A 20,439-nucleotide genomic window follows, 5' to 3' on the forward strand; every position below is an offset into this window, starting at 1 on the left:
AAGCAACGCCAGCCCCCTGCCGTCGGCGCTCCACTAAGGCGACACTTCGCTTTCCCGTTCACCATCACTGGTCTCGCTGTCGGCACCGCGTGGCGCGTTCAACAAGCGCGCTTCGTCGCGGATCGAACACAGCAACGCCAGGTCCGCCCCGGTCCAGCGGTTGGACCCGTCCGTCAAATCGTCTCCCAATCCGGCGCTGGGGGTTGCCCGGACGTGTCGCATCAAGAGCTCGCAAATCTGATCAGCATCGGACAAGCCCACCATGATCGTCTGGTTGCCAACGAACAGCGCGTTCTGATGTTCGCCCGGGCCGGCGGCCGCGGTTTCCACCGTCACGGTAGCGATCGAAAACAGTTGTTCGATGGGGCCTTGATGAACCACAACATTCTGGACGTTGGCAAGCGTGATGGAGTGTTCGGTGATCACCCAAATCCCGCGTCGCACATACAGTCCGCGGTCGGAGATCGCGTACCAGATCGTGTCGTAGCGCAGGTGAATGACGATGTAGGCCACCAGATCGGGCAAGATCGCCAGCAGCCAGACCGGGACTGCCAGCCACCACGCGAGCGTCGTGTTGAACCAGAACAGAGAGCCCCAGGCGATCAACAAAGCGCCATCAAAAGCCACCAGGGCGACCCAGAAGTACGCTTTCAGATAGGCAAGATAAGCTCGTGACGGGTGAAATTCCCGTCGCGATTGTCCAAATTCCTTCGGCAGACAGGGCGGCCCGTTCGGGACCCGGAACAGGTCGACCAGTACCTTCCAGATGCCCCGATAAACCCATTCTGCCGATCGTTCTCCGGGACCGGTCACGGTGAAACCCCCGACGTCTGGCGAAATTGGCGGAGTTCGTCGCGAATCTCGCGCAGCAGTGTCGTCGCATCGCCGTTTTGATCACCATCGGCCTCCGCATCGTCGCGCGCACCACGCATCCGCTGGTAAAGAAAATCTCGCAACGCTTCCGGGTGACGGATTCCCTCCAATCGCATCGTTGCATCGGAAGACCCCGATGCCGTCTGGATCGGCAACTTGGCCAAACCCATCCATCTCTCCAGCAGATTTCGTGTGACGTGAATGTCCTGCAATCTGCCATAGGTCAAATAGATTTCACGCCGGAAAAAGAACCCCCAACACATCGAGACGCCCGATTCGTCAAACGAATACCGCATCGTCTTGAAACGAATCAGCAACGGCACGAAGACGATTGGAAATGCGACCAGGGAAAGCAGCGAGACCAGAAAGTAGTAGGTCAACAGGGAGTCATCTGGACGGGTGATCTGCGAGGGCGGCACCACCGATGCGGGACCCGCGGGCTGGGCTGATCGAGTTTCAGTTGGCAACGTCTGCGGAGTCCCGGGACGTGTCTGATCTTGGTCACTCATGGATTGATCCTGTGCGGGGCGCCGGCTTGTCCGTCGTGATCGACGCTATTCCGCGGTCACCGACAGGATCTGCCCCCCGATCCCTGGGGTTCCGTCCGGATTGAAAACAGCCAGCCCCTTCCCGCTCGGGCCGGTTGGGGGAAGTCTACCGGGATTGGGGGCCCGAATGTCGTGAGGCCGGGGCGTCTCCGACACGTTGCTTTTCGCGGATTGGTGGTCAAGCTTGTCAAAAAAAACCTTTGATTCATGATTCAGCCAAACCACCGCCTTGCCTGGATTCAGCCCCCGTTGCATAAGATCATGGGGAACCGAAGAAGCATGGAAACAACTTTTTCCGCCCCGTTCTCCACACTTTTTGGCCTCCACGGAGACCGTCCCGCGTCACGGCGCGGGTGAAGTCAGATATTCCCGGCGTCAGATATCCCCAGTGTCTGCGGCCTGGCCAGCCCCCCAAGATCACACGTTCCTCCGATTTAATCCCGCCGTTCATGTCGACGACCTCCGCGAACAAATCGCAATCATCGTCCGACTACGTCGAAATCGCTTGCCAATCCTGCGGAGCGACACTGCTGCTGCAACCCCACCTGGTGTCGACGGTTTGCCCGTATTGTGCATCTCCGTCGGTCATTCAGCGGCCACCCTCGAAGGATCTTCCCAGGCCAACCTTCGTGATCGGGTTTGCGGTCGACCACGAACGAGCTACCGCCCTGGTGAAACGCTGGATCGGAGGCCGCAGCATGTTTGCCCGTTCCGACTTCAAGCGAGCGGCGCCGGAATTGACGCGAGGTGTTTACCTGCCTGCGTATTTGTACGGTGCCGTCTCCGACTCGACCTTTTCGGCCGAGATCGGCGAGAACTACACGGTGACGGAGACGTACACGACGACCGATGCCAACGGCAAGACAGTTGTGCGGACACGAACCGTGACCAAAACGGAATGGAGAACGCTGCGTGGCAATCACCAGTCGTACGTGATGGACGTGGTGGTCACCGCGTCGCGCGGCGTGAGCAACGCCGCGCTGGAGGCGATCGAACCGTTTGACCTGCGGGGACCGCGGCGGTTTTCTCCTTCCATCTTGGCCGGCTGGCTGGCCGAGGAGCCATCGCGGACACAGGACGAATGTTTCCGCCTGGCCCACGACGAAACCGTTGCGAAGGTCGGCGGCAAACTTGAAAACTTCATGCCGGGCGACTCTCATCGCAACCTTCGCTACCAGGTCCAGCTGTCCCGCGAAGTGATCGACCTGGTGTTGTTTCCCGTGTGGTCCTACGCGGTCCGGTATGATCCGGACAAGCCTCCGGTGCGAATCCTCGTCAACGGCCAAACCGGTCGCGTGGCCGGTGACACGCCGATTTCGCAATGGAAGATTGCTGCCGCGGTGGGCGTCGGTCTGATGTTGGTCCTGGCATTTGTCCTCATTCTGGCTCTGTCTCAATAGCGTGAACGCCTCGACCCACACGTCCGTTTGTGATCGATGCCGAACTCCGCTGGAGTCGGGCGACCTCCGTTGTTCGATCTGCGGGCAAGCGGCACCGGCCGACATCCAGCCGGCTGCGGAAACAAAGATCACGATCCTGCGCTGCCAAGGTTGCGGTGCGGCAATCACGTACGACCCGGACCAACAACTGCCAACGTGTTCGTTTTGCAAAAGCACCGTGGCAATCGAAACCATCGTCGATCCGATGGAACAAACCTCGGGCTACCTGCCGTTCACGGTCACCCCCGACCAGGCCGGCCAGGCCTTGCGTCGTTGGCTCGGAACGCTGGGTTGGTTTCGCCCCTCCGATCTCCGGTCCTCTGCCCAACTGCAGGAACTGCGACCGCTGTGGTGGGTCGCATGGGTTTTTGACGCGGACTGTCATATCAGCTGGACAGCAGACTCAGATGCGGGCGCAGGCCGCTCCAGTTGGGCGCCCCATGCTGGTCAAACAAGTGTCCAGTTTCGAAACGTTCTCGCGTCCGCTTCACGCGGACTTTCGGTGGACGAAGCCGCGGTTGTCAGTCGCGGCTTGGACCTATCCGTCGTCGACGATTCCCCAACGGGCGCCCAAAATGCAACCATCGAACGATTTGACGTCCCTCGATCGGAAGCACGTCGTCAAGTCAAATGGTCCTTGACGTCCATGGCAGAACGACAGGTCCAGAACCACGAGTGTCCCGGATCCCAGTTCCGCAACGTTCGTGTGTCCGTTGTCGTCCAGGGGCTGAAGACACGGCGTCTGTCGCTGCCGGCGTACGTGCTGGCCTATCGCTACAAGGATTCCACGCACCGCGTGGTGATCTGTGGCCAGAACACTCAACATTTGGTCGGATCGGCTCCCTACTCTTACGCGAAAATGGTCTTGGTGGTCCTGGCAGCGATCGCGCTGGCGGTCGCCGTGTTGGGCGTGCTTGCCGCATCCGGCTAGGGCTCTGAATATCCATACGAAATTCTCTTAGTTGCCAACGCCAGACAGCGGGCAACCAGCCCACCACGCTCTGGCGAGCGTGGCTCCGCGCGGTTTCGTAGCCGCCGTCGCCAGACAGCGGGCAACCAGATCCACCACGCTCTGGCGAGCGTGGCTCCACGCGGTTCGTAGCTGCCGTCGCCAGACGGCGGGCAACCAGGCCCACCACGCTCTGGCGAGCGTGGCTCCACACGGGTTCGTAGCTGCCGTCGCCAGACGGCGGGCAACCAGGCTCTGGCGAGAGCGGTTCCCTGTTGATTCGATCACAAGGCGTTGACGGCAACCAGTCTTCAGCCGACTCGTTCCCGCAGCCGATGCAATGCTTTGACAAATTGAGACAGCAGCCAAAGCCTCCACAGTACCAACGCCATGGTGCTCAGGATCAACACGACCGACAGCGGCAACAACAGCGACTTGCTGTTTGATTCGGAGATCAACCAAGGGTTGGATGCGAACAGCATGGAAAGCAGACCGGCCCCCAGCAACACGATCGCCAAAGCCAGGAACACGAGCCGCGACTGTTTTGCCAAAGCGAGGTTCGGAACCCGTGCAAACAGTGCGGAAAAATAGAACGCAGTCGGGACGAGTGCGGCCCCGGAGAAAAGCATCCCCAGCCCACGCAGCCAATTGGAATCAATCGTCGGGAAGTAGTCCAACCACACCAGCACGCAACTGGACAACATCGACAAGGTGTTCATACCACGCGTTGGCGCACGCATCGCCCACCCTGCCACGCGTTTCCCCGGCTCCGGGGATGTCAGCATCCAGATGCCAAGGAAATAGATCGCCGAAGGAATGAACTTGATGACCGGCGCCAGTGACGGGATCCACCCGGCAAAAATGTCCGCCGAAAACCCCAACAGCAACCCGGTAAACATCCAATTGCCTCCGCGAGCGACTTGACCGACCCACGACCGGTCCGAGTTCTGTAGCGGTCGCTCGCCGGGAAGGTCTCCCCAGCCCGGATCCTCCGTCGGAGTGTCGGTCGCGGGAGCCTGGTAGGGGTTCGGATTTGCGTCGTCCATCTTGGATCGATGTCCGTCAAGGAAAGGCTTCTCGAACGGCGACATCCCGATCGCCGATGCTGCGAACACCCGGTTTCGAAGCGGCAACTCAACCCGCTAATCTAACAAGAAGAAACCCGCCGATGTCTCGGACGTTGCCCTGCCCAGACGGTTCGAGGACCAGTCAACGGCTGGCACGGCGGTTGCATCCACCATTGTTTCCTCCATCCGCTTCATTTCGACCACGAAACGGCGGACGACTTTCGCTGCATGGCCCTTTGGGAGATTGAACTTGCTAACCTTCGTCGAACGGATGGCTTTGCCTGACCCGCTGTTGATTGCCGCGATCTCCGAGTGGTTGGAACCCACCGGTGCGCTGCTGTTGGCGCTCACATTGGTCCTGGCTTGCACCGTGGCATGGCTGAGCAACCTGGTGGCGTTGCCAGGAAACTGGCTGGCCGTGTTGCTGATCGCAATTTACGCGTGGCTGGGGCCTACCGATGGGATCTTTGCGATCGGTCTGACGATGGTGTTGGTAACGTTTGTGGTGGCTCTGGTTGGCGAGCTGATCGAGTTCGCAGCTGGAGCGGTGGGGGCGAGGAAAGCGGGGGCGAGCCGGAAATCAACGATGTATGCGATCATCGGCTCGATGGTTGGCGCGATCCTCGGCGCCATCGTGGGCATTCCCATCCCGGTCGTCGGATCCGTCTTGGCCGCAATCCTGTTTGGGGGTGTTGGGGCGTCAGCCGGCGCGATGTATGGGGAGTGGTCTGATGGACGACCGTGGCGAGAGAATTGGACGATCGGTCAGGCAACGTTCTGGGGACGCACGTTCGGGACCCTGGGAAAATTCGCGGCCGGATTTGTCATCCTGATCATTGTCTGTTTTGCCGTCGTGTTGTGACCGGAAGGTCAGGAGTCGTCCGTGCCCGCCGGCTGACCGTCCAGAGTTTCCCGAATGTATTGGGGACGATTCGTGGTGATCGCGGCCGCACCCAGTTGCTTGAAGTACCGAGCATCGTCGGGCGAATCGACGGTCCAGACGTGAAACTCCCCACAGCCTTCGTGTCGCAAACGCTCGATGAATTCCCGATCGATCACCTCTCGATTTCCTTTCATCCCGACGCCGTCGGCGTGACACTCTTTGACCGTGCGAGCGATCTCCGATGCGGTCGGTTGCCATTCACCGGTCACGGCGTGCTGCTTGAAGCTGGTCAACCAGTGCGCTCGCATGTTGGGAAAGGCTCGTTTGCACGCGGCGATGGTGTCGGCTTTGAAGCTGATAAAAATCAATCGATCGCGCGGAGCATTCAGACGTTTGATCTCGGCTTCTAACACGGGAACGATTTCCGGGCCGATCTTTAATTCAATGACGAAACCTTTGTTGTCCGGAATTGCCGCAAGTACTTCCTCGAAGGTGGGCACCGGCTCACCTCGCCAACGTTCGTCTTTCCAGCTTCCCGCGTCCAACGTTCGCAACGTTTCCAGGGGTGTCTGCGCGACCACGTGCTTGACGCCGGTCGTGCGCTCGGTGTCCGCATCGTGGATGCAGACGATCTTGTCGTCGGAAGTCAGATAAAAGTCGGCTTCCACTGCGTCGGCACCTTGGTCCCACGCGAGCCGAAACGCCGACACGGTATTCTCTGGCGCGTCGAAGGATGCGCCACGGTGGCCCACAATCCACTGGGCCGGCAAAGTTTTGCAGGCTGCCATCAGAAAAACCAAAACGAGAAACAACGGGGTGGGACGGATCATGCTGTCGATCAGAGGGAAGGGGGCACGTCGAATTCGTCGGCGGCGGTAGCGCCGCGCCGTTGGCGTAGCCAGCCTTGCTGGCCGCCGAACGCACCGGTTTCCGACGAAGGAAGGGTGGATTTGAATCGGCCGCATTCTAGAGTCATGCCGCGCGGAATGCGACGCCGTTCCCCTCCACAGAATCTAAAGCGTTCAGTGGACGGAATACGATTGAAAGGGAGTTCTCGCGTGCAACGATTGAGATGGGGTTTTGCCTGTGGTGAGGCTTGCCACGCGACCGGATCCACTACAATCAACCGCCACCGTGCAATTCCCCCGCTCCTTGACTTCACGCTGCCGAATCCCCATGCCTTTCAAAACGTCCTCTCGGTTTTATCTGTTGCGTCTTGCCGCATGTGTCGTCGTCATTCTCGGGGTTGTTGAGCTTGCGGTCTCCGCCGACTCGACCAGTGAATCGTCCGGCAAAAGTGGCAACGGCAACCACGTGGTCGGCCCGGAGTACCGGGTGGATCCGGATCTGACCGATCGTGGCAATCCGAAGGGCAAGCTGTTTGAGTTTTCAATGCCGCTTGCCGACAGCAAGATCTTTCGCGGGGATGATGCCACGCTGGACCCGAGGAAGACGGTTCGCAGCGAACGACGAATTTTTGTGTACGTGCCAGCCGCTTACCAAGATGGCACCGAGGCCCCGGTGCTGGTCACGCTGGACGGCCCCAGCCGATTGGATCTGGTTCGCAACGCGGTCGACAACCTGACGATTTCCGAGGATCCAAACCGCCGATTGCCCGCGTTCATCACCATTGCCGTCGAAAACGGTGGTGATGACAGCAAAGGCAGTCAACGAGGGTTGGAATACGACACGATGTCGGATCGATTCGCGCGGTTCATCAACGACGAAGTGCTGCCCGCGGTGTTGGCCGACCCTGAAATTCTGAAAGCCTATCCGCACATTGCTTTCACGGCGGATCCCTGGGGACGAGCCGTGATGGGATGCAGCTCCGGTGGTGCGGCGGCGTTGACGATGGGTTGGTTTCGGCCAGACCTGTTTCGCCGATTGATCACCTACTCGGGAACCTTCGTTGACCAGCAGGATGATGATGCCCCGGAAGAGTCTGAGTTTCCGTTGGGCGCCTGGGAGTATCATTCGGGCATGAAGCTGATCGAGAACAGCCCGAAGAAGCCCTTGCGAATCTTTACGCACGTTTCGGAGAACGACCTGCGGGCGAATGATCCGGAAGAGACCTACCACAATTGGGTGATGGCGAACGAACGGACGGCCGAAGCCTTGGCTGCGAAGGGTTACGATTATCGTTACGTGTTCAGCCGCGGAACCAAGCATTGTGACCAAACCGTGTTCAAGCACACGCTTGCCGACACGCTTGTCTGGATGTGGGACGGCTACGAAACCGACCAATGATTTTCAACCGCGCGAGGGTGACCGATGGATTTGAAGCTGACCGACAAGTTTGCTGTGGTGACCGGATCAACGGCCGGAATTGGTCAAGCGATCGCCAACTCTCTGGCGGCCGAGGGGGCTCGCGTGGTGGTCAATGGTCGCAGCCAGGAATCCGTTGACGCCGCGCTGAAGCAGATGGACCTCGGCGACCAGGCGATCGGCGTCGCGGCGGACGTTTCCACCGACGAGGGCTGCCAAACCTTGTTGGATCGGGCGACGGACGTCGCGCCGATCGACATCCTGATCAACAACGCGGGGATTTTCGAACCGAAACCTTTCGAAGAAATCACGGACCAGGACTGGCAAAAGTTCTTCGAGGTCAACGTGATGAGCGGCGTCCGGATGTCGCGGGGCGTGATGGAGTCGATGCGGCAACGCGGTTGGGGACGGATTTTGTTCATTGCCAGTGAGTCCGCCATCAACATTCCCGTGGAGATGGTGCACTACGGCATGACCAAGACTGCTCAACTGGCCATTTCGCGCGGCCTGGCCAAAACCCTGAAGGACACCGGCGTGACCGTCAACAGCGTGCTGCCCGGACCGACCTGGAGCGAAGGCGTGGAACGATTCGTCAAAAGCCTTGCCGGAGACGGGGATCTGGATTCCGTGAAGAAGAACTTCTTTGCGGAGAACCGCCCGGCGTCCCTGATCCAGCGATTTGCAAAGCCGGAGGAGGTTGCGGCGATGGCAACTTACCTGTGTGGCGAACAGGCGGGGACAACCACCGGCGCCGCGGTCCGCTGCGATGGCGGAATCGTCGATACCTGCTTTTGATTTAGCGACCGACGACGCGGTCCAACATTGGTATCTGCACTCGTCCAACATTCGATCGAGGGACCCCACGATGACCACCGTTCAAGCCTATGCCGCCAAGGCCGCCGAAGCGGAGTTGGAACCGTATGAGTATGAAGCACCGAATCTCGGGCCCGACGACGTCGAAATCGATGTCGAATCGTGTGGCATCTGTCACAGCGACCTGTCAATGTTGGACAACGAATGGGGCATGACCGAGTACCCATTCGTTGGCGGTCACGAAGTCGTGGGACGGGTGGCTCAGATTGGAGAACATGTCCCGGCGTTGCAAGTGGGAGACCGGGTGGGATTGGGGTGGAGCAGTCGGAGTTGCATGCACTGTGACCAATGCCTGGCGGGGGACCACAATCTGTGCCCATCGGTGGAAGGAACGATCACCCATCAGCACGGTGGATTTGCGAACAAAGTCCGCTGCCACTGGGGTTGGGCAACAAAGATTCCCGACGGCGTCGACGCACTTTCCGCGGGCCCGCTGTTTTGTGGCGGGTTGACCGTCTTCAATCCCCTGGTCCAAATGAACCTGTCACCGACATCGCGTGTGGGGGTGGTGGGAATCGGCGGATTGGGGCACATGGCACTCATGTTTCTCGACGCGTGGGGATGTGAAGTGACCGCGATCTCCCGCACCCGCTCGAAGGAGTCGGAAGCCCGCGAACTGGGCGCCGATGATTTCGTCGCGACATCCGAAGACGATGCGCTGGCCCAGCAGTCCGGGCGATTCGATCTGATCCTCAACACGACCAACGCGAATCTGCCATGGGATGCGTACATCCAAACGCTGGCACCACGCGGCGTTTTGCACACCGTCGGGGCGGCGCCCAAGGTCGAAGCGACGGTGTTCCCGATGATCATGGGGCAACGATCTTTATCCTCGTCACCGACCGGCAGCATTGCGACAACGCGACTGATGTTGGACTTTGTCGCCCGGCACCACATCAAGCCGATGACGGAAGTGTTCCCAATGACACAGATCAATGACGCCATGGACAAGCTTCGCCACGGCTCTCCCCGGTACCGGATCGTGCTCACCCGCTAGCTGCGATTTGGAAGCGTGCAGCTTGGAAAGCATCATGTTGATCGTTCGACGCTCTGCGGGTGTGGGCGGAGCGGATTGGCATTGAAAATGCACCTGATATTAAGATCTCAAAGAAACGGACCCTTCGGCCGAGAACCGGTGTCAAACGCAACGGTCATCCGCCGGGCGGCTCTGGATTCTCACACAACGCATCAGAGAGCCTGTCATGGAAAGCAAAGCAGCAGCCGTTTGGAATGGAAGCCTGAAAGACGGCAAGGGAGAGTTGAAAACGGACAGCAGTGTTCTTCGCGGCGCGCCCTACAGCTTCAAATCACGTTTTGAAGGTGGTGACGGGACGACGCCGGAAGAGCTGATCGCCGCAGCGCACGCAGGGTGTTTTTCGATGGCGCTGTCCATGATCTTGGGCGAGTCCGAGCTGACGGCGAAACAGATCGAAACGGAGGCCACCGTCACACTGGAAAAGAAGGACGGTGGTTTCGCGATCACCCGGGTGCATCTGGACGTCAACGCCATCGTCCCCGGGGCCCAGCCGGAGGCCTTTGAACAGGCTGCGAGCACAGCCAAAGAAAACTGCCCCGTGTCCAAATTGCTCAATGCCGAGATCTCAATGACGGCCCGCCTGACCGACATCGGATAGAAGCTGTCGGTATTTTCGAAACACGTTCCCCGTAGCCGCCGTCACGAAACGGCGGACCCACATTCCCAGTAGCTGCCGTCACCAGACGGCGGACTCGACGCTTTCGTACCTGCCGTCACCAGACGGCGGAGTGCGCTTTCGTAGCTGCCGTCGCCAGACGGCGGAATCCACGTTCCCCGTATCCGAACCCACTCGTTGTAGAATGCAGTTCGTGCGGCTCATCGCACTGCAAGTCTCGGTGTTTTCGCTTGAGAGGGGTGACGTCCAGCTATGAGAGATCCGGGGCCTTGATGGGGGATCGTCCGGCGCGTGCCCGAATCCAGTTGATGGATCGATAGACCGGTGGGCGTGAGACCAGAAATCGTTCCAAGCGATACTTGCCCGGGAAATTGGTCAACGACATTCCGATCAGGATGCTCAAGATCCCTTGCCCGGGCAGAACCAACATGGCGATTCCCAACAGAATCATGACCACGCCAGCGACGTTCTTTGCAATCAGCCACCCGTAGTACAACACGGCCGCAGCCCCTTGCGGCGGATCGGGATGGCGGCGCCTGTGACAGAAATATTCGGCGGGCAACCGAACGATGATGGCGGGGATCGCCAGCAGGGTGATCACGAACGTTGCGACTGAAGCGGCCACCAGCCACCAAAGCAACGTTTCATTCATCTCTTGCCAGATCATTCGGTCGGGCCCGTTGGTCACCGTCATCGCCTACCTGTTCGTGGGACCGGAATCCTGACAGATTCGATTGCCAGGATCCAGCCCGCCACGATGTGCCATGCGATCGGCCGAGAACTTTGACCCGTGTTGTTGGCGGATTTCCGAGATCCTCAGCGTGAATTACTTTCAGCGTCGCAGCCGGCAATTGGTATCCTAGGGAGATCGGATCACGGGACTTGTTGGTGCGGCCATCAGCTAGCAGCTCCAGACCCGTCGTCCGCCGGAACCTCCCGCCTTGAGACTGCTTAACAACCCACCGATCTCCGCAGCCCCATGAAACGTTCCCTTGATCGCCGAAGATTTGCCCTGCAAAGTTCCGCACTCCTTGGTGCAGGCAGCTGGCTGGCCGCCCGCAGCAGTTGGGCGGAAGAACACGACATTGCCAACAAACGATTGGTACTACTGGGTCTGAACGCGCTCGCGAGGGCGGCGGACATGAACTACTTTGCGGACGGCCATCGCGGTGCCGCGATGGTTTCGGCGCACTTGCTGTGCGTTGACAACCAGTTGGAGGATGCCGCCGCGGCAAGAATTGTCGAACTGTTCGACTTGAACTGGGCTTCGACCAAGCTTTGTCAGACATTTCCGGAAGCCGACCCCGATCCAGACGCGATCGACAAAATCGGTGCGGCGCTGATGGATGGCGGACAGGTACTGCGTGAAGTCGGTCATAACGCAATCTTTGCCATGCTCGCGATCAAAGGGTTTCGGATTTTGCCCGAAGCAGCGACCCCGGAGCGAGTCCAGGGGATTTGTCGTTTGATCGGCTCGTTCAAGCCATGGCGCGATGTGGACCCGGCGTCGGACGTTGATCCGCCGCCGTTTACGGACGCCGAAGCAGCGTCACGCTACATCCTGAATGAAGCGAGCGATGCGATTGACCGGTTTGTCGGTTTCGGGCAAGGTTTCGCAGGGCACATGCTGACGTTTGGGCAGTCCTTGGTCGAAATGGCGGCGATGGGTGATGTCGAATGGGCCGAGGGATGCCGAACGGCGTTCCGAAAGTATGTGACGGTGACGCGACAAGGCCCCTCGCCGGACGACCGAAAGATCGCCGACCACCGACCGAGCCCGCTTCGTCCCGTCGACGCCGACTACTGGAAGCGGCGCGGCGATCACGCTCTCGGCATCGGACACGTCTTCAAGTATCCCTATGGCTACTACGACTTGATGCGTCGCGCAAATGACCCGTCGCTGGCTGAGCAGCTTGATGCAAAAGCCTATCACGTGTTTTGATTCTGTAGCGCCGCCGTTTCCGTCGGCTCACGCCGACGGCAGGGGGCTGCCGTCGCTTCGCGACTGGGGCCCCGTAGGTCAGTTCCCGTAGGTCAGGCTGTGCCTGACGACGGATCTAACCGCCGCCCGCGAATGCGAGTGCCCACAAGGCACGGAGTGACAGTATCAAGAACGTTAACACCGTCCCGCAAAGAAAATTACCGAGCGACCAGATCGTGCAGCGACCGACGGCGGAGCGGGAGAATTCCCACGGGGCCAGTCCGACAAAGCAGAGCGCCAGCAGCAGCACATTGGTTGCCAAGGCAACCACTCCGACGAAGACGATCTCCGAGGTCGGTGAACGCACCGGGCCCAGCGAAGCAATCAGCAACAGCGATACCACCAGGGTGACGGCCAGGTAGTAGATATCAATCTCCGGCAGCAACCATTCCAGCAGGTGCTTGCGTGATTCTCGCGGTGGTTCCGGTGAGTCTCTGTCGGATCGGTTGTCATCCATCGTGAACGCTTGGGGTTTGCCTGAGAGTCCCGGCAAGACACGACCGGAATGAGGCTGGTGTGGACAAGATTGTACACCGAGTGCTCGGTCGACCGCGTCGGGCCAGTGTCCTGATGGATGTCCATCCCGTTCGTGGGCACTCTGTCGCCGTCAGAGCCCAATCGGTATGCTGCGCCGATGTTTCCCCTGCAATGTACCGTCCGGCGATGCTGCGAGCTGCTGCAGCTGAAAGAGTCCAGTCTGGTGTGCGCAGCCGGACACCATTTTGACCGGGCGAAAGGCGGGTACTGGAATTTGCTTCAACCACAGGATCGCAAATCACGCGACCCGGGTGACCCCGAGGAAGCCGTGATGGCCAGGCATCGGTGGCTGCAACGAGGCCACATGGAAGGGCTGGTGGAATCGCTTCTCCCCTGGGTAGCGGCAGGAACCAATTCCGATGGCGATGCGCCACCCGTCACCTTGGATCTGGGATGTGGCGAAGGTTCGTTCGGAGAGGCTTTGTTTGCTGAGCAGGCGTCGGGGTTTTGCGGGATCGACCTGTCGAAACGGGCAATCAAATTGGCCGCCCGCCGCTGGCCGGAGGCAACTTGGGTTCTGGCCAATGCAGACCGCACGCTTCCCGCGGCGGACGGCAGTGTCGATCGTTTGCTCTCCCTGTTCGGTCGCCGACCCGTCGTGGAGATGGCGCGTGTGCTCGCCCCCGCCGGTCGATGTGTGGTGGCCGTACCGGCCGAGAACGACCTGATCGAACTGCGTGAACAAGTTCAACAAGCAGGTCATCGACGCAGCCGTTGGCAGCGGGTGGTGGAATCGATGGCCGAGGTGAACTTGGAATTCATTGAACACAAGAACTGGCACCATCGCGTCCGGCTTGTGCCGGATGCGATTCAGGACGCCCTGGCGATGACTTATCGCGGCCAACGGCACTCGCAGCAATCTCGCATGAGATTCGAAGATCCGGTCGACGTGACTTTGGCAGCGGATTTGCTGTGTTTCCAGCGGCCGAGCTGACGGCCAACTGATTTCTCGATCTTCGCCTTTCACTCCGTGAAAGGTGCGTTCATTCCCTCCACGGGGCTACTTCAGGATCAATGATCAGGCTCGCAAGTCACGGGATGAATGTTGTTACCTTGAATTCACGCTGGCCAGCGAAATTGTGAATTCTTTGGGCGAGGGGGCGACCCGGGGACTCACCAGTCACGTCCCCCTCGTTTAGATCCACGGACCCTTACACAAGATTGGCGAAGTCAGAAACGAAACATGAATGCGATTTCAAACTTCCTCTCCGCATCAACCTATGCGGTGGCCGGAGCCTCCCAGCGGCAACACAAATATGGCAACAAGATCTTTCGCGCCTTGATCGAAAGCGGACGCGAGACTTATCCGCTGAACCCGGCGGTCGAAATAATCGAAGGGCATCCTGCGTACCAGCGGATCGCGGATCTTCCCCAGACACCTGAATCACTGTCGATCGTGACGCCGCCAGAAGTCACTCGCCGACTCGTTGCCGATGCAATCGAAGCCGGAATCAAACACATCTGGATGCAACCCGGCGCAGAAGATGCCCAGGCGAGCCGTTCCGCTCGAGACGCCGGATTGACCGTGATCGATGACGGAAGCTGCGTGCTGGTCGCACTTTCGCTGCAGCACTGAACGGTGGTTCATCGCCAATTGATTCTCGATTGTCGCCTTTCACTCCGTGAAAGCTGCGTTCATTTCAGCAGCTCTTGCAGAGCACACTTTCCAAAGTCCAACGGACACCTAGCCGGCCAGCGCCCCTTTCAATCAAAAACACCTGGAATTGCCGTGCAATGAGCGGCAAGGCGTTAGCCGCCGGTTGAGGCGAGAAAACCCGCGGCTTACCAAAAGCGGCGCTGTCCACCTAAGCACCATCGGCCTCTTCACTCCGGCGGTCCGCCGGGTTCAACGCCCGGATGATTCGCGCGGGATTGCCGGCAGCCAACACGCCCGCCGGAAGATCACGCGTGACAACACTGCCTGCTCCGATCACCGTTCCCGGACCAATGGTCACGCCGGGACAGACGACAACGCGGCCGCCGAGCCAGACATCTGAACCGATCGTCACCGGTTTGCCAGATTCCTTCGACCGTCGTTGCAAGGCATCCAGGGGGTGGGTGGCGGTGTAAAGATGCACCCCCGGACCCAGCAAAACGTTGTCGCCCAGCCGAACGGGGCACACGTCCAAGATCACGCAATCGAAGTTCAAGTAGACGCCGCGGCCGAAAAAGATGTTCTTGCCGTAATCGCAATGAAACGGCGGTTCCAGACCCACGGATTCGCCACCGGCGCCGAACAATTCGATCAGGAGACGACGCTGCTCCGTGTCCTTGCCCGGCTCCAGCTGGTTCAATTCGCGGCAGCGACGCCGGGCGATCAAACGCAGTTGCGACAACTGTGTGTCATTTGGATCATACAGCTGCCCGGCAATCATCTTTTGCCATTCCGATTCGGACAAGATGCGACTCCCCTTCGATGCAACCACTTCTAGAATGTAAAACGCTTTGCCAGGGCTCCGCCGGCCCGCACGCGTCGCAGTTTTGCGACGAACCGGGCCGCTGCTAGCGGAATCGTGATCCCTCCAGCCACGGCGATCGTCGCGTTCTCTCCGATGCGGGAAGCCTATCCGGCTGAACGCCGTTTCGACAGACCCTGCCACCCCTTCCACGCACGTCCCGAGAACGAATGAATGCGGCCGACTGAAAGCCAGGCGAACAGCGATCCCAATTTCGCGACGAAGATCTCCGAATGCCACGCTCAATACGCTTGCAAGGTCTTCGCAACGCTCGTCCGACTGCTCGGTGATTTTGATCTCGCTGAAGACGCGTTGCAGGAAGCGTTTGCAGCGGCCGCGGCACGCTGGCCGACCGAAGGGGTTCCGGAAAACCCCGCCGCATGGCTGATCTCCACCGGTAGGTTCAAAGCAATCGACCGGATTCGACGGGAGGCGAAACTGAGGGATTCTTCCGAACAGATCGTCGCCAGGATCCAGCGGGTGGAACAGAGCAATCAGCAAAAATCGGAACAGGTGATTCAGGACGATCGTTTGCGGCTGATTTTCACCTGCTGTCACCCGGCAATCGACCCCAAAGTCCAGATCCCGTTGACGCTGCGCGAAGTCTGTGGGTTGAGCACCGAGGAGATCGCAAGTGCGTACCTGTCCAGCCCATCCACGATGGCACAAAGGATCGTGCGGGGAAAGAACAAGATTCGCGACGCCCGCATCCCGATTCGGGTGCCCGACCAAAGCGAACTCCCCGCACGGCTCGATGGTGTTCTCTCGGTCATCTATCTGATTTTCAACGAAGGGTATTCCGCGACTCGCGGTAAATCTCTCACGCGCGTCGAACTCTCCAGCGAAGCGATCCGTCTGTGTCGACTGCTGCTGGAACTCCACTCGGTTCCCGAAGCGATGGGTCTGCTCGCGTTGATGTTGCTGCATGAATCGCGACGCGATGCGCGAACCGACGAGAAGGGTGACCTGGTGTTGCTCGAAAACCAGGATCGGTCGCGTTGGGATCGCCAAATGATCGCGGAGGGAAAGCAACTGGTGGAATCGGCACTGCTGACGGGACAGGCCGGTGGGTACACAATTCAAGCCGCAATCTCCGCGGTCCATGCCGACGCTGCCACCGCCGAGGAAACCGATTGGCCACAGATCGTCGCGCTGTACGATCTGCTCGTGGGCTCTGATCGCAATCCGGTCGTGGAACTGAACCGAGCCGTCGCGGTCGCGATGCGCGACGGACCCGCCGCCGGTTTGGAAATCATCGACCAGATTCTGGCACGTGGGGAACTGCAGCAATACGCCCTGGCGCATTCCGCACGGGGGGAACTGCTCCGTCGGATCGGCCAGCTCGATCAGGCGGCTCAGGCGTTTCGCACGGCTCGGACACTGACTCACGAACGATCGCAACAACGGTTTCTGGACGCCAAGCTGAACGATCTGTCGCGACAAGGACCGCAAGGAACGGATCGCGCTGATGGATCCTGACGCGATCGACTTTCATCGGTCCGATCCGCGGCAGTTTCTTGGAAGCACGGAGGAAGACGACCATCCCGCGGGGAGGTAAACTGACTTTGCGATCGGGTCGCCCTCCCGACGGACCGCGCAAGCGAGAGCGGATCGATGAGTTTTTCAATGCCTCACTCCAGCGTCAGCCGAGAGCTGCGAATCGTGCTCGGCGACTGGCTGCAGGTGCGTCATCTTGCGCGACCCTTGCAGTCGATTGATCTTGACGGTGACTCGGGTGCGATCGAGAACCGTCTCCGCCAAGAAGGATTTTCGATCGCGGGCGTCCTGCATCACAACTCCGTTGTCGGATACGTCGACTTACGAGAGAAACGGTGCGCGGACGGCAAGGCAAGGGTTCATCCGCTGACGGCGGACCATCTGATTGACGCCCACGCGCCGATGTTGCATCTGATTGCCAGATTGCTGACGCGCCACTGGTTTCTTGTCCGCCGCGGCGACCTTCCCAGCGGTTTCGTGTCACGAAGTGATTTGCAACGCCCTCCCTTTCGAATGTTGTTGTTCGGCTTGATTTCGTTGTTTGAAATGCAACTTCTGGAATTGGTCCAACAGCGGTACGGTGATACTGAGATTGGTTCGGTTCTGAATGTGAACCGGCTTGAAAAAGCCCGGCGACTGCATCAAGACCGGAGCAATCGGGGCGAAGAACTCCATCTGGCCGACTGTTTGCAAATCGCGGATAAACGTGACTTGTTGCTCGCATGCGTTGACGGAGCCGCCTGGCTAGGATTTGAATCGAACAAGAAGGCTTACCGTTTTTTTCAACGCGTCGAAGCCCTGCGCGACCGCCTGGTGCATGCCAACGATTTAATCGCCGGCAGCGACTGGCAGGAATTACTGGATACGACGATTGAGCTTTCGGATTTTTTGTTGCGAGAATCGGAACACACGCCGACTCCATCGGTCGAGCGGGAATCCGAGACGAAGTGATCCGCTCGGCATCGGCGGTTTTAGAGATACCAATCGCAGATCAGACCTTCCTTTACAGAAAACACTGGCTTAAAGACGGACCGATGAAACGTGCCCTGCGTCTAATTCCGATGATTCTTGGCGTGCTGGGGATCGCGCTGTGCCTGGTCGCACTGTTTGGATTGTGGACAATCCGCTCGCGGTTGGACCGTGTCAATCGCGAGGTTTTTCGGAAAGCCGATTCTGCCCTGGTCGCCGCGGACGAACAATTGGAGCGGACTCGCGACCAGCTTGCATCATCGAAGCTGACGGCGCAGGGTGTCGTCGACCAGCTGAAGGCGTGGTCCCAGGTGGAGGCGGTGGAGGAACTTGACGATCGAATGCAGCTGTCTCAGAAGCTCGATCGGTTTTCCTTTGGCTTGCGACAAGCGGATCACTGGATGCAAATGGCGTCGACAACCGCCGATCATGCGGACGGGCTCCTTTCGATGGCGCACGAAGCCGGTCTTGCAGTCGATCCCGGTCGCTTGGACGGGCTCCGCACCGACATCCAGGATCTGCGTTCCAAGCTCACCGACGCAAGCGAAAAGGTGGATCTGCTGTCACAACGATGGTCCGGCGAACGGGAAGACTCCTCGGAAACGCTGTCTGCAAAGCCGGCTTTGCAGACAGCCTCGGCCTTGATCGCAACGGTTTCCGACGTCGAAACGCGGCTCAGCGACTTTCAGCAACGCCTTGGCGACGTCCGCACGCTGGCGACGAGTCTGGAGGCCAAGAGCAGCGGTTGGATTTTCTGGGTCGCGGTCGCGCTCACGGCGTTTGTGCTCTGGATGGCCGCCGGACAGTATGCGCTGTTCCGACTCGCCACGCGTCCCGCTCCGAACTCTCCCACCGGCGATCACACGGAGTGATCGGGATTCAAGGGGAAACGCTGGAGCTCTAAAAGAGCGAAGCCCGTGCTCGTTGTCAATTTTGCCTGTCCTGGAAGCAACGTCGCGAACCGTCGACGGGCCGCTGGCGTCCGAAGAAATGACAATCAACCTGGGTTGGTTTTCGATTGTCGCCTTTCACTCCGTGAAAGTTGCGTTCACTCCCTCTTGATTGGTTACTTCGCGAGCAACGGACCATGAATCACCCGATTCGTCTTTGGCAGATCGACGCCTTTGCCGATCAACCGTTTACGGGCAACCCGGCTGCGGTCTGCGTGTTGGAGAAATTCCCAAGTGACGGTTGGATGCAGAGCGTCGCCGCGGAGATGAATCTGTCCGAAACGGCCTTTGTCGTGCCGGCCAATCAGCCTGATCACTATGAACTGCGTTGGTTCACACCACGGGTGGAGGTCGACCTCTGCGGACATGCGACGTTGGCTGCCGCGCACGTGATCTGGCAAGCACAATTCTCGGAAAACAATGCGGCCGTCAACTTCGCGACCCGCAGCGGCAACTTGCGGTGCCTTCGCGAAGGCGAAGTGATCAGCTTGGATTTTCCCGCGACGCCACCGAAGGAGCATTGCACGGAAGCGCCCGCCGACGCCTTCCGTTTTGATCCCGCCGCCCTGCTTTCGGCACTGGGCCTTCGGTCGGCAACCATCCTGACGACGGCGTATGATTTGATGGTTGTGATCGAAGATGAACAAACGCTTCGATCGCTGGCCCCGGACCAGCACCAGCTCTCGGCGATCGAAACCCGCGGTGTGATGGTGACGGCTCGCAGTGAAAACGCGGGGATCGATTTTGTGTCTCGATTCTTCGCGCCCCGCTGTGGCATCGATGAAGACCCCGTGACCGGGTCCGCCCATTGCTGCCTGGCACCCTACTGGTCCGAAAGACTGGGAAAGACCAGTCTGGTCGGCTACCAGGCATCATCTCGAGGAGGATCTGTTCTCTGTGAGGTCGGCGACGGACGCGTCAAGTTGTCCGGAAAGGCGGTGACCGTCCTGGAAGCCCAACTTCGGATCGAACCGCGATGAATAGCGAACGAATGATCCGAAACTTTCGACCGCAGGATTCAGATGAGTGCCTTCGGTTATTTCACGACACGGTCCATCAAATCAACCGCCGCGATTACTCACCGCAACAGGTGCGAGCGTGGGCGCCGGAAGATGTTGATCGCGTGGCGTGGCTGGAGCGATTTCGGGATCGTGTCGCGTTGGTGGCGTGCGAAGGAGAGACTATCGTCGGGTTCACCGACATGACTCGGGACGGGCATCTGGACCGATTGTTCGTTTCTTCCCAGCATCAACGCCGCGGGATCGCCCGCGAACTGGTGTCCGCCTTGGCCGAGCGCGCCCACAAGCTGGGCATCCGATCGATCACCACGGACGCCAGCATCACCGCAAAGCCCTTTTTCGCGGCAATGGGCTTTCAGACCGTCCGTCAGCAGAGCGTCCCTTACCGCGGCGAACGCTTCACAAACTTTCGGATGCGGTGGAAACTTGCGGACGCGTTTCCGGAATCGAGTTGATTGCACGGAAACGGTCGAGAGACGCT

At 59.5% G+C, this 20,439-nt stretch carries 22 protein-coding genes; 15 read left to right on the top strand and 7 right to left on the bottom strand.

What is annotated here, in order from left to right; genetic code table 11:
- Positions 1 to 33 precede the first annotated feature (33 nt).
- On the bottom strand, positions 34 to 813 hold the full coding sequence (locus FYK55_RS24165; protein WP_161604725.1) for a PH domain-containing protein: 780 nt from the start codon (positions 811 to 813) through the stop codon (positions 34 to 36).
- On the bottom strand, positions 810 to 1,382 hold the full coding sequence (locus tag FYK55_RS24170) for a PH domain-containing protein (RefSeq protein WP_150079201.1): 573 nt from the start codon (positions 1,380 to 1,382) through the stop codon (positions 810 to 812). The genes FYK55_RS24165 and FYK55_RS24170 overlap by 4 nt, the downstream gene beginning before the upstream one ends.
- A 488-nt stretch (positions 1,383 to 1,870) precedes the next feature.
- On the opposite strand from FYK55_RS24170, the gene FYK55_RS24175 reads away from it, so the two are divergent.
- Entirely contained in the window at positions 1,871 to 2,821 is a 951-nt protein-coding gene (locus FYK55_RS24175; protein ID WP_150079202.1) for a hypothetical protein, read from the top strand.
- A gap of 1 nt (position 2,822) precedes the next feature.
- On the top strand, positions 2,823 to 3,791 hold the full coding sequence (locus tag FYK55_RS24180; RefSeq protein ID WP_150079203.1) for a hypothetical protein: 969 nt from the start codon (positions 2,823 to 2,825) through the stop codon (positions 3,789 to 3,791).
- 329 nt (positions 3,792 to 4,120) lie between these two features.
- Here the strand turns inward: FYK55_RS24180 and FYK55_RS24185 are convergent, their stop codons facing one another.
- Entirely contained in the window at positions 4,121 to 4,855 is a 735-nt protein-coding gene (locus FYK55_RS24185; protein ID WP_150079204.1) for a hypothetical protein, read from the bottom strand.
- Between the two features lie 292 nt (positions 4,856 to 5,147).
- Between FYK55_RS24185 and FYK55_RS24190 the strand changes: the two genes are divergently transcribed.
- Positions 5,148 to 5,738 (top strand): DUF456 domain-containing protein, encoded by a 591-nt coding sequence (locus FYK55_RS24190; protein ID WP_150079270.1) that lies wholly within the window; start codon positions 5,148 to 5,150, stop codon positions 5,736 to 5,738.
- An 8-nt stretch (positions 5,739 to 5,746) separates the two neighbouring features.
- Here FYK55_RS24190 and FYK55_RS24195 read toward each other — a convergent pair whose 3' ends face one another.
- Positions 5,747 to 6,589, bottom strand: coding sequence for a glycerophosphodiester phosphodiesterase (locus FYK55_RS24195; protein WP_150079205.1), 843 nt, complete (start codon positions 6,587 to 6,589; stop codon positions 5,747 to 5,749).
- A 346-nt stretch (positions 6,590 to 6,935) separates the two neighbouring features.
- Here FYK55_RS24195 and FYK55_RS24200 point away from each other — a divergent pair, with 346 nt between their 5' ends.
- The 4 genes from FYK55_RS24200 (at position 6,936) to FYK55_RS24215 (ending at position 10,531) form a co-directional block, all read left to right on the top strand.
- Positions 6,936 to 8,006 (top strand): alpha/beta hydrolase, encoded by a 1,071-nt coding sequence (locus tag FYK55_RS24200; protein WP_150079206.1) that lies wholly within the window; start codon positions 6,936 to 6,938, stop codon positions 8,004 to 8,006.
- Positions 8,007 to 8,030: 24 nt separating this feature from the next.
- The gene (locus tag FYK55_RS24205) at positions 8,031 to 8,819 is read left to right on the top strand and encodes an SDR family NAD(P)-dependent oxidoreductase (protein ID WP_150079207.1); all 789 of its coding nucleotides are present in this window, start codon (positions 8,031 to 8,033) and stop codon (positions 8,817 to 8,819) included.
- A gap of 70 nt (positions 8,820 to 8,889) precedes the next feature.
- Positions 8,890 to 9,894 (top strand): NADPH-dependent aldehyde reductase Ahr, encoded by a 1,005-nt coding sequence (gene ahr, locus FYK55_RS24210; protein WP_150079208.1) that lies wholly within the window; start codon positions 8,890 to 8,892, stop codon positions 9,892 to 9,894.
- A gap of 205 nt (positions 9,895 to 10,099) precedes the next feature.
- Positions 10,100 to 10,531 (top strand): OsmC family protein, encoded by a 432-nt coding sequence (locus tag FYK55_RS24215; protein ID WP_150079209.1) that lies wholly within the window; start codon positions 10,100 to 10,102, stop codon positions 10,529 to 10,531.
- Between the two features lie 268 nt (positions 10,532 to 10,799).
- On the opposite strand, the gene FYK55_RS24220 is transcribed toward FYK55_RS24215, so the two are convergent.
- Entirely contained in the window at positions 10,800 to 11,243 is a 444-nt protein-coding gene (locus tag FYK55_RS24220; protein WP_150079210.1) for a PGPGW domain-containing protein, read from the bottom strand.
- Between the two features lie 285 nt (positions 11,244 to 11,528).
- On the opposite strand from FYK55_RS24220, the gene FYK55_RS24225 reads away from it, so the two are divergent.
- Complete coding sequence (locus FYK55_RS24225; RefSeq protein ID WP_150079211.1) at positions 11,529 to 12,491, top strand: hypothetical protein; 963 nt, start codon at positions 11,529 to 11,531, stop codon at positions 12,489 to 12,491.
- A 115-nt stretch (positions 12,492 to 12,606) separates the two neighbouring features.
- Here FYK55_RS24225 and FYK55_RS24230 read toward each other — a convergent pair whose 3' ends face one another.
- A complete protein-coding gene (locus FYK55_RS24230) occupies positions 12,607 to 12,987 on the bottom strand; it encodes a hypothetical protein (protein ID WP_150079212.1) in 381 nt (126 codons plus the stop codon).
- Positions 12,988 to 13,164: 177 nt separating this feature from the next.
- Between FYK55_RS24230 and FYK55_RS24235 the strand changes: the two genes are divergently transcribed.
- Both FYK55_RS24235 and FYK55_RS24240 read left to right on the top strand, forming a co-directional pair.
- Positions 13,165 to 14,001, top strand: a complete 837-nt coding sequence (locus FYK55_RS24235; RefSeq protein ID WP_150079213.1) for a methyltransferase domain-containing protein — start codon at positions 13,165 to 13,167, stop codon at positions 13,999 to 14,001.
- Positions 14,002 to 14,250: 249 nt separating this feature from the next.
- The gene (locus FYK55_RS24240; RefSeq protein ID WP_150079214.1) at positions 14,251 to 14,643 is read left to right on the top strand and encodes a CoA-binding protein; all 393 of its coding nucleotides are present in this window, start codon (positions 14,251 to 14,253) and stop codon (positions 14,641 to 14,643) included.
- A gap of 229 nt (positions 14,644 to 14,872) precedes the next feature.
- Here the strand turns inward: FYK55_RS24240 and FYK55_RS24245 are convergent, their stop codons facing one another.
- Entirely contained in the window at positions 14,873 to 15,466 is a 594-nt protein-coding gene (locus FYK55_RS24245; RefSeq protein WP_261344968.1) for a sugar O-acetyltransferase, read from the bottom strand.
- A gap of 231 nt (positions 15,467 to 15,697) precedes the next feature.
- On the opposite strand from FYK55_RS24245, the gene FYK55_RS24250 reads away from it, so the two are divergent.
- From FYK55_RS24250 to FYK55_RS24270, 5 genes are all read left to right on the top strand, one after another.
- Positions 15,698 to 17,002 carry an RNA polymerase sigma factor gene (locus FYK55_RS24250; RefSeq protein ID WP_150079215.1) on the top strand — a complete coding sequence of 435 codons (1,305 nt, stop codon included), beginning with the start codon at positions 15,698 to 15,700 and terminating at the stop codon, positions 17,000 to 17,002.
- A gap of 147 nt (positions 17,003 to 17,149) precedes the next feature.
- Positions 17,150 to 17,971: a hypothetical protein gene (locus tag FYK55_RS24255; protein WP_161604726.1), complete on the top strand. Its 822-nt coding sequence runs from the start codon at positions 17,150 to 17,152 to the stop codon at positions 17,969 to 17,971.
- An 83-nt stretch (positions 17,972 to 18,054) separates the two neighbouring features.
- The gene (locus tag FYK55_RS24260; RefSeq protein ID WP_150079217.1) at positions 18,055 to 18,861 is read left to right on the top strand and encodes a hypothetical protein; all 807 of its coding nucleotides are present in this window, start codon (positions 18,055 to 18,057) and stop codon (positions 18,859 to 18,861) included.
- Between the two features lie 215 nt (positions 18,862 to 19,076).
- A complete protein-coding gene (locus FYK55_RS24265; protein ID WP_150079218.1) occupies positions 19,077 to 19,919 on the top strand; it encodes a PhzF family phenazine biosynthesis protein in 843 nt (280 codons plus the stop codon).
- The gene (locus FYK55_RS24270; protein ID WP_235908944.1) at positions 19,916 to 20,413 is read left to right on the top strand and encodes a GNAT family N-acetyltransferase; all 498 of its coding nucleotides are present in this window, start codon (positions 19,916 to 19,918) and stop codon (positions 20,411 to 20,413) included. The genes FYK55_RS24265 and FYK55_RS24270 overlap by 4 nt, the downstream gene beginning before the upstream one ends.
- Positions 20,414 to 20,439 lie beyond the last annotated feature (26 nt).

Source organism: Roseiconus nitratireducens (genome assembly GCF_008629675.1).
GTDB lineage: Bacteria > Planctomycetota > Planctomycetia > Pirellulales > Pirellulaceae > Stieleria > Stieleria nitratireducens.